Here is an 8,403-nt window from a genome sequence, read left to right as displayed (position 1 = left end):
AATCCCCAGTAGCTTAATTTTGTAAGTTACTGGGGTGAGCAAGCGCAGGTAACAACGCTGCAGCTTTAAAGACGACGGGTAAATGACGTGGAGCAGTCACTTTATGTGTAGTCGGGGAAAATAATTTGCGCGAGAGCGCAACCGATTTACCCGCGTTTATCCAAGCAAAAATCTAGCCATTGTGACGGCGCATACAAAAATAGAGCCGATTTGCTGGCGATCTCAGCCGTAAAAATGAGTGGGCTCACTGGTTTTAGCTGGCAACGCACGTTAGAAAAGAACGAGGAGAATTTGCTGGCGCACCTTGCTGGTGCAACTGAAGTGCATTTTGGATGAGCAGAAAACAAAAACGCTCCCTAAGAGAGCGTTTCTGGTACAACACCATGTATTCCCGGAAAATCTGAATACGGAGTCTATGCGTTAGGCGCCAGTCACACGCTCGATCAAGGCATTGGTCAGGTCGGTGCTGATTCGGTTACAGGTTTTGGCAATGCGAAACTGATAGGCAGCATCCATGATTTGATGGATGTCGGTGCTGACATTGTCACGAATGCGCATGTAAAGCTTGGCCTGCGCCACGATATCGTTCAACTCTACGCTGCGGGTTTGATATAAACTCGGACTAACCTGTTGCAGAGCATTCAGCTCTTTCATGCAGGGATACATGATGTCATCGGTACCCACAGAAGCCATCGGCTGAGCGGGTTGCGTAACGGTAGCGCTCGGAGTGACTGGTGCTGGCGCAGGGACACCGGCGGCGGTTGCAGGTTTATTTTTCGCAGTCTGACACCCTGCCAGCAACACACACAATGTGGCTATGGCGATTGTTTTTTTCATTACTAAAAAACTCCGGGAAACAAAGGAACGGCGTGGTTTACCGCTACAAAAAAGGCTTGGCGTAGCATAGAGTAATAAAGCAAGCATTGACAAGATCTGCGAGGGCTCCATTACGGCTATCAGCATAGAATGCCTGCCAGAGTAACATAGAATAATCTTAAAAAAAATCATTTATCGCCAGTTATACAGACTTACTATTTTGATTTACATCAACTTTTTTAAAAAAACCAAGTATCCGGCAGCTGAAAAATAAAAAAACAACCTCGATCACAGTTTGGTAAAAAAATAAGCAGATACTTTGGGTTTTCACTAGTGGCCCCATCCAGATGGCGTTAAGATCCTTCCTGATTAATTTATATTCGGTGAGTAGCATTTTAGTGGGATCGCTTTATGGCGGTACTACTTAACATTTTGTCATTACAGGGGAATAGCGAAATGGGCAACCAGCTCACTTTTTAGGGTCAGTTCACATGCTGCGCCCGTTTAGCTGTATGTTGAACCCGTTAATCTTTGTCATCCCTGTGGATCCGCATTTTTCAAGTTGTTAACCAAAGCAAAGTGCCGAAAAACGAGCCAATATGCTCAATCTGGCAGCAAACGCACTTTTCCCTCACTTTAGTGCTTTGACAAACCCAATACGCCTCGCTATTATTCGCCTCGTTCACACGATTCCTCTGTAGTTCAGTCGGTAGAACGGCGGACTGTTAATCCGTATGTCACTGGTTCGAGTCCAGTCAGAGGAGCCAAATTTAACACCATGGAGTTGCACTGAATTCCATAGTGTCTCAAAGTAAAATTCCTCCTTTCGCAAATCGAGTTACACTCTGTTCCATACTGGTATATTGAAACCCAGCGTTTTGGGGCCTCACAGGGACTCGAATCGGCAAGATTATGTCTCTTTGGTATACGCCTCTGTTAATCTCATAAAGTGGCTCGCGAGCAACTATCACCTTATAAAACAATACCTGCAAAGAGCTTGGCGGTTTCACTATCGAAACCTGATGCCTGCCTCGCCATTCGTTATAAAAATAACCCGCTTCCTATTCCACAGCACTTGCCTGTGCATTCTTTCCAATAACCGACATAAGCCCTTTTCTCTCATGAAAAATTCATAGCCAACTCGCTGGATTCACTCTTTCATTCTTGGCTAGTCTCTCGGGAACACTCACTTCACATTCGAAAAATCATATGTAATATTGACTTTGTTGGCTAGCGTCTTAAGATGGTAGGAGTTATTTGAGTTGGAGCCATCATGACAACACTCACCCCATTACAGCTCTTCAAAAATCTGTCAGACGAAACCCGTCTGAATGTCATCCTGCTGCTCCGAGAATCCGGTGAACTGTGTGTTTGCGAGCTTTGTAACACGCTCAATGAGTCTCAACCCAAGATTTCCAGACACCTGGCAATGCTAAGGGAGTCTGGGCTTTTACTGGATCGTCGTTCCGGAAAGTGGATCCACTATCGCCTGTCACCGCATATTCCTGCCTGGGCTGCCGCCGTGATTGAGCAAGCCTATCTCAGCCAACGAGACCAAATCGTTTTGCTGGCGCGCGGTAATGGAACGATGAGCAGTAAGACTGCCTGTCTTTGACGTACTAAAAAAATTTACCCTTTCATATCTGTTTTTTCACATTTGATTGAGTAAGGCGACAAACTGATTCAATAACAGAAAAGGTGGGGAAGCGACCACGTCATCACCGCTGTTGCAGTTACGTGCATCGCATGAAGTTGAGCAGATTAAAAAAGTCAGAGACTCGCTGTGTTCACGCTTGGCCCTCGTTCCGTTGCAGGAAGAGGAGCCAATCAGCATTGCACGTCTGAGCAATCTGGCCAGCGGCGTTTAATTCACAATCATTTTTCCGGATAAGAGTGCGCTCTTACCCTTTCGGAGGCGTTATGTTGTTGGCAGGTGCTATTTTTGTCATGACCATTGTACTGGTCATCTGGCAGCCCAGAGGGTTAGGCATTGGCTGGAGTGCCATGTTGGGTGCGGTACTGGCGTTAGTGACCGGCGTGGTTCATCTCGGTGATATTCCGGTGGTCTGGCAGATTGTCTGGAATGCCACTGCGACCTTTATTGCCGTGATCATCATCAGCCTGTTACTGGATGAGTCGGGTTTCTTTGAATGGGCAGCTTTGCATGTAGCACGCTGGGGTAATGGCCGGGGCCGTTTGCTGTTTACCTATATCATTTTGCTGGGTGCAGCAGTGGCGGCGTTGTTCGCCAACGATGGTGCTGCGCTGATCCTGACGCCAATTGTCATTGCCATGCTGCTGGCGCTGGGTTTCAGCCGTGGGGCAACCTTGGCCTTTGTGATGGCCGCAGGCTTTATTGCGGATACCGCCAGCTTGCCGCTGATCGTCTCGAATCTGGTGAATATTGTTTCGGCGGATTTCTTCAACCTCGGATTCTCTGAATATGCGGCGGTGATGGTGCCGGTCAACTTGGCCGCAATTTCCGCCACGCTGGTGATGCTGCATCTGTTTTTTCGCAAAGACATTCCGGCAGTTTACGATCTGTCCCTGCTGAAAGTGCCGAAAGAGGCCATCCGCGACCTGAACACCTTCAAGACCGGGTGGCTGGTGCTGGTTCTGCTGCTGGTCGGCTTCTTTGCCCTGGAGCCGCTCGGTGTACCCGTCAGTCTGGTCGCCGCCGTGGGAGCACTGATTTTGTTCGCCGTCGCGAAGAAAGGGCATGCCATCAATACTGGCAAGGTGCTGCGCGGCGCGCCCTGGCAGATCGTGGTTTTCTCGCTGGGCATGTATCTGGTGGTGTACGGCCTGCGCAATGCTGGGTTGACCCATTATCTTTCTGCCTTGCTGAACCAGTTTGCTGAACAAGGACTGTGGGCGGCCACGCTGGGCACCGGATTGCTGACGGCGTTCCTGTCTTCCATCATGAACAATATGCCCACCGTCCTGGTGGGGGCCTTGTCGATTGACGGCAGCGCTGCCAGCGGCGTGATCAAAGAGGCGATGATTTATGCCAACGTGATTGGCAGCGATCTGGGCCCCAAAATCACCCCGATAGGCAGCCTGGCCACCTTACTGTGGCTGCATGTTCTATCGCAAAAAAATATGACCATCACCTGGGGATATTACTTCCGGGTGGGCATTGTCATGACGATCCCGGTGCTGTTGGTGACATTAACGGCATTAGCCCTGCGGCTATCTATTTCCCTGTAAAACCACCGCGCCAGCAGGCATGACCCACTGGTGTTTCAATGAGAGAGCACACGATGAGCAATGTGACTATTTATCATAATCCAGCCTGTGGAACATCGCGTAACACGCTGGAGTTAATCCGCAACAGTGGTACTGAACCCACGGTGATTCTGTATCTGGAAACACCGCCAAGCCGTGAGGTACTGGTGAAACTGATCGCAGAGATGGGAATTACGGTCCGTGCATTATTACGCAACAACGTTGAGCCTTATGAGCAGCTAGGGCTGGCAGAAGATAATTTCAGCGATGACCAATTGATCGATTTCATGCTGCAGCACCCCATCCTGATCAACCGCCCGATTGTGGTCACACCATTGGGAACTAAACTGTGCCGCCCTTCTGAATGGGTACTGGATATTTTGCCCGAGGCGCAACGCGGCGCCTTCACCAAGGAAGATGGTGAACGCGTGGTAGATGCGCAAGGAAAACGCGTAGAGAAATAAGATAACCTCAGAGGGAGCATTAAATGCTCCCGTTTTCATTTTCTAAACGGTTACCTCGTTACCCTCTATTTTTACCCAATAAACTTATCATTGCTCGCCCTTCCCTTTATTGCCTATACTTTCACATGCTCCCGCCGTAAATGGTAATCCACCTGGTACTCGCTGGCATTTCTGAACATGACCGAGTAATTCACGAAATCGCCGCTGTCGCTGTATGACAGCGAGGTGATGCGCAAAATAGGTGCCAGCTCATCGATATTCAGCAGCTTCGCCATCTTTTTATCGGCCAGTACAGGCGTGAGGCTCTCATAATTGCCGCGCACGATGATGTGGCATTCATCTTCGATATAGCTGAATTTTGACCCCTCCAGGTGGGCAACGGACAAATTGCGATAGAGCTTCGCAGGCATATAGCTATCTTCTACCATCAAAGGCTTGCCGTCGACCGAACGAACCCGGCGCGAGAAGTAGATCCGTTCGTCAATCTTAATGCGCAACTGGCTGGCAATAGCGGGTGGTGCGGGCATAATAGTAAACTCCAGCACGTCACTTACCACTTCCTTACCCAGGTTGCGCATCACCTCGATAAATCCGGTCAGGTTGGTGGTTTCATGATGCACATCTTTCTTCGCGACATAAGTACCGCTACCGTGGCGGCGCTCCACCAATCCCCATCCCACCAGCAAACCTGTCGCCTTGCGAATGGTCATGCGGGAGACGCCAAACTCTTCTGCCAGGCGAACCTCCGCAGGTAAAGGGCTACCGATATGGTAATCGGCGGAATTGAGCCGGATGCGTAGTCTGTCGGCTATGGATTTGTAGATCACTGGTAGACCTCTTGGGCGTTTCGCACTGCGCTTAAATAATCTGCATCCTATAAATTAATAGGCTGTTTTTATTTAAGTAGCAATCGTCTTCAAGTAAAAGGTTCTATGAAAAATCTTCGTGTCCAGATTTATGAAAAAAAGTAGACAACTTGGTGCAAACAAAAACCATGAATGCGATCACGTACTCGCTACTCTGCTTCTCAGACCAGCGTTAAAGAATACGCGACTTCGCGGCGTCATCTGCCGTCTTGGCGGATACAGTCTGGAAAAGTATCGTTGCATCCCCCTAGTTTAGGATAATTCTATTACTTCATTCCAATAGTCATGGTGAATAAATAGGTGGCACACATATATAAAACATATTTGACACAACTAATAAAGATAGCATTTAATCACCCTATCTCAATATGAATAAAGCTGGAACATAAAATGAAATCATAGTGATGCAGATCACAACTTTAATTCTCCAGCGATAAAATTCGCGATACTTAATAAGAAATATCCCATTAGAACTACGCATTGTGTTATTCGTTTCACGAAGTCTTATGTTTACTGGAAAGGGATGTTGACGAGTCGTTTCATAATTGCAATCAAGCGGTAAGACTTTATGGTTGGTTCGACAGTAATACTGTTGATTCGCTGATGAAAAATGACCATCACCTGGATTTGCCATTGCAAATTCCGTGCGGTAGCTATGTCTAAAGGATTAATAATATTCATGAACAGGGTTATTTTTGCACATACACCGCTGGCCGGTAACACACTGCTTTTTAAATCTTTGGTCGGAAATGAAAAGATTTCTGAACCCTATTCTTATGAGGTTGAGCTACTCAGCGCCATTAATAATATTAATCTTAGAGAATTACTAGGAAAATCCTTAACCATAGAGTTGCGCTCATCTCCCCTCCCCTCCCGATACTTAAATGGCTATATCACTCGCATGACGCTGGTTGGCAGAGAGTCCAGCGGTGAACGTTATTACATTTACCGCGCCACGGTTCAGCCGGGCCTGTGGTATCTGACACAAAACCGGGATTTCCGAATTTGGCAGGAAAAAACCGTCCCTGAGATTATTTCCAGCATTCTTGCAGATTATCAAATCCAACTAGAGAGCAAACTCACCTGGAACTACCGCCAGTGGGGCTTCTGCGTCCAGTACCAGGAAAGTGATTTTAATTTTATCAGCAGGTTAATGGAGCACGAGGGGATCTATTACTATTTCCGCCACGAGATGGGTAATCATACCCTGGTGTTGGCAGACGCACCGCAAGCACACACAACACTTGCAGGCTATGAGTTTATTCCTTACTTGCTTAGCGACAATGGCGAAAGCAGTAATATCAATGGGATCCAAAGCTGGAGCGTTTCCGATGCCATCACCCCGAGCCTGTACAGCCTGGATGACTATGATTTCCGTAAACCCCGCGCACGTCTGCTGGAAACTCGCCAGAACCCAACCTCTTTTGCCGGTGACAAAGCAGAAGTGTTCGATTGGCCAGGGCATTTTACCGATCACGATCATGGCCAATTCTACGTGCGCGTTCGCCAACAGGAATTTGAAGCCCAACACGAAAAAATGACGGGTGATGGTTCGACTCTGGGTATTGCCCCTGGCCATACTTTTACCCTTTCCAATGCCCCACGGGCTGAGGACCAGCGTGAATACCTGACGGTTGAAGCCCGCTACTTTCTGACCGAAAGTAACTATGCCAGTGGTGACCAGAGCAGCGGCGAACAGCGCACCGAATTCACCGTCGTGTCTAGCAGCGTAAACTGGCGCCCTTCCCGCATAACACCTTGGCCAAAAACGCATGGCCCACAAACCGCAGAAGTTGTTGGGCCAGAGGGCCAACCAATTTGGACGGATAAATATGGCCGCGTAAAAATAAAATTCCGCTGGGATCGGCATGGCAAAGGTGACGATAGTGGTTCCTGTTGGGTGCGGGTTTCCAGTTCCTGGGCTGGGTGGAAATATGGTGGTGTGCAAATTCCCCGAGTAGGTGAAGAAGTGGTGGTAGATTTTATCAACGGCGATCCTGACCGTCCGTTGATCACCGGCCGCGTGTACAACGAAGACAGCATGCCGCCTTGGGATCTACCGAACGATGCCACCAAAATGGGCTTTATGTCACGCAGCACCAGTGGCGGCGCAGACAATGCCAGTTATCTGTTCTTTGAAGATGCTCCAGGTCGTGAGTCCTTTGATATGCACGCTGAAGACAAGATGAATATCTCCGTCGAGGGCGATCAGAATATTACCATTGACAGTATCAGAACCACAAATATCGGTGGCCAACAGTTCGACACCGTGATGGGCGATGCCGTCTTTGCTTATAACTCAGAACGCGATATCACCGTTGAAGAACTCGAGAAAAACACCTTTAATAACAAGCAGCAGGTTGATATCACCAATGGCCGCGAGTTTACCATCAAAAGCGGTGGCGACATTGTTAATATCACCGATGACATTACCAGAACCTTTAATGGCAATATTACAGAGACCACCACAGGGGATGTTGACCAGACGATAACTGGGAATGTCACGAAGAACACAAAGGGCAATATATCTTATGATACCCAAGGAAATGTAAGTGATATTACTACAGGTAATGTCACCGAAGAATATAGCGGTAAGCACGAAATAACAGTACATGGCGATGTTATAGAAAAATACAACACCAATCAGACTACTACAGTAATAGGTAATATATCCTACACAGGGGAAAATATTGATATTGACTCACAAGCCACAATACATTTAAAAGCAACAAAAAAAATACTTATAGAAGCCCCGGATGTTGAAACCAAAAGTGATAACTGGTTTGAAACAAAACCATTCGGAGTCTCCTTTGCTGGCGTTAGCATAGGTCTCACGGATCTCAGTTTACAAGCCACAGGGGTTAGTGCTTCACATACGTCATTTAATTTTTCAAGGACGGAAATATCAATGGAAAATGACACGCTAAAGTTAAAATTTAAAAATGGAAGGTTTGTTGTTGAAGGCCCTGGGGAAGCCGATATAAGTATGTTTATATTCCATCAAACCAATATATTCATTATAGGATAGT

The 8,403-nt window shown here is 47.6% G+C and carries 6 protein-coding genes and 1 tRNA gene; 5 read left to right on the top strand and 2 right to left on the bottom strand.

Going from position 1 to position 8,403, the window contains the following annotated elements:
• Positions 1–420: 420 nt before the first annotated feature.
• Entirely contained in the window at positions 421–837 is a 417-nt protein-coding gene (locus ACLQ7H_RS06785; RefSeq protein ID WP_411752015.1) for a hypothetical protein, read from the bottom strand.
• 670 nt (positions 838–1,507) lie between these two features.
• On the opposite strand from ACLQ7H_RS06785, the gene ACLQ7H_RS06780 reads away from it, so the two are divergent.
• From ACLQ7H_RS06780 to arsC, 4 genes are all read left to right on the top strand, one after another.
• Positions 1,508–1,583 (top strand) — tRNA-Asn (locus tag ACLQ7H_RS06780).
• 506 nt (positions 1,584–2,089) lie between these two features.
• A complete protein-coding gene (locus ACLQ7H_RS06775) occupies positions 2,090–2,431 on the top strand; it encodes a metalloregulator ArsR/SmtB family transcription factor (RefSeq protein ID WP_411752014.1) in 342 nt (113 codons plus the stop codon).
• Positions 2,432–2,736: 305 nt separating this feature from the next.
• Positions 2,737–4,026, top strand: coding sequence for an arsenic transporter (locus tag ACLQ7H_RS06770; RefSeq protein WP_411752013.1), 1,290 nt, complete (start codon positions 2,737–2,739; stop codon positions 4,024–4,026).
• 53 nt (positions 4,027–4,079) lie between these two features.
• On the top strand, positions 4,080–4,508 hold the full coding sequence (gene arsC, locus ACLQ7H_RS06765; protein ID WP_411752012.1) for a glutaredoxin-dependent arsenate reductase: 429 nt from the start codon (positions 4,080–4,082) through the stop codon (positions 4,506–4,508).
• 113 nt (positions 4,509–4,621) lie between these two features.
• Here arsC and ACLQ7H_RS06760 read toward each other — a convergent pair whose 3' ends face one another.
• Entirely contained in the window at positions 4,622–5,335 is a 714-nt protein-coding gene (locus ACLQ7H_RS06760) for a GntR family transcriptional regulator (protein WP_411752011.1), read from the bottom strand.
• Positions 5,336–5,984: 649 nt separating this feature from the next.
• On the opposite strand from ACLQ7H_RS06760, the gene ACLQ7H_RS06755 reads away from it, so the two are divergent.
• Positions 5,985–8,402 (top strand): type VI secretion system Vgr family protein, encoded by a 2,418-nt coding sequence (locus ACLQ7H_RS06755; protein WP_411752010.1) that lies wholly within the window; start codon positions 5,985–5,987, stop codon positions 8,400–8,402.
• Position 8,403 lies beyond the last annotated feature (1 nt).

Origin of the sequence: Serratia sp. (in: enterobacteria) (assembly GCF_046715635.1) — a bacterium.
Lineage (GTDB): Bacteria > Pseudomonadota > Gammaproteobacteria > Enterobacterales > Enterobacteriaceae > Chania.
This window is presented reverse-complemented; position numbering and strand designations above follow the sequence as displayed.

What these genes read in the sequence shown, in the direction of transcription:
- ACLQ7H_RS06755 (WP_411752010.1), top strand. Translation starts at nt 5,985, where the DNA reads ATGACCATCACCTGGATTTGCCATTGCAAATTCCGTGCGGTAGCTATG.
- arsC (WP_411752012.1), top strand. Translation starts at nt 4,080, where the DNA reads ATGAGCAATGTGACTATTTATCATAATCCAGCCTGTGGAACATCGCGT.
- ACLQ7H_RS06775 (WP_411752014.1), top strand. Translation starts at nt 2,090, where the DNA reads ATGACAACACTCACCCCATTACAGCTCTTCAAAAATCTGTCAGACGAA.
- ACLQ7H_RS06770 (WP_411752013.1), top strand. Translation starts at nt 2,737, where the DNA reads ATGTTGTTGGCAGGTGCTATTTTTGTCATGACCATTGTACTGGTCATC.
- ACLQ7H_RS06785 (WP_411752015.1), bottom strand. Translation starts at nt 837, where the DNA reads ATGAAAAAAACAATCGCCATAGCCACATTGTGTGTGTTGCTGGCAGGG.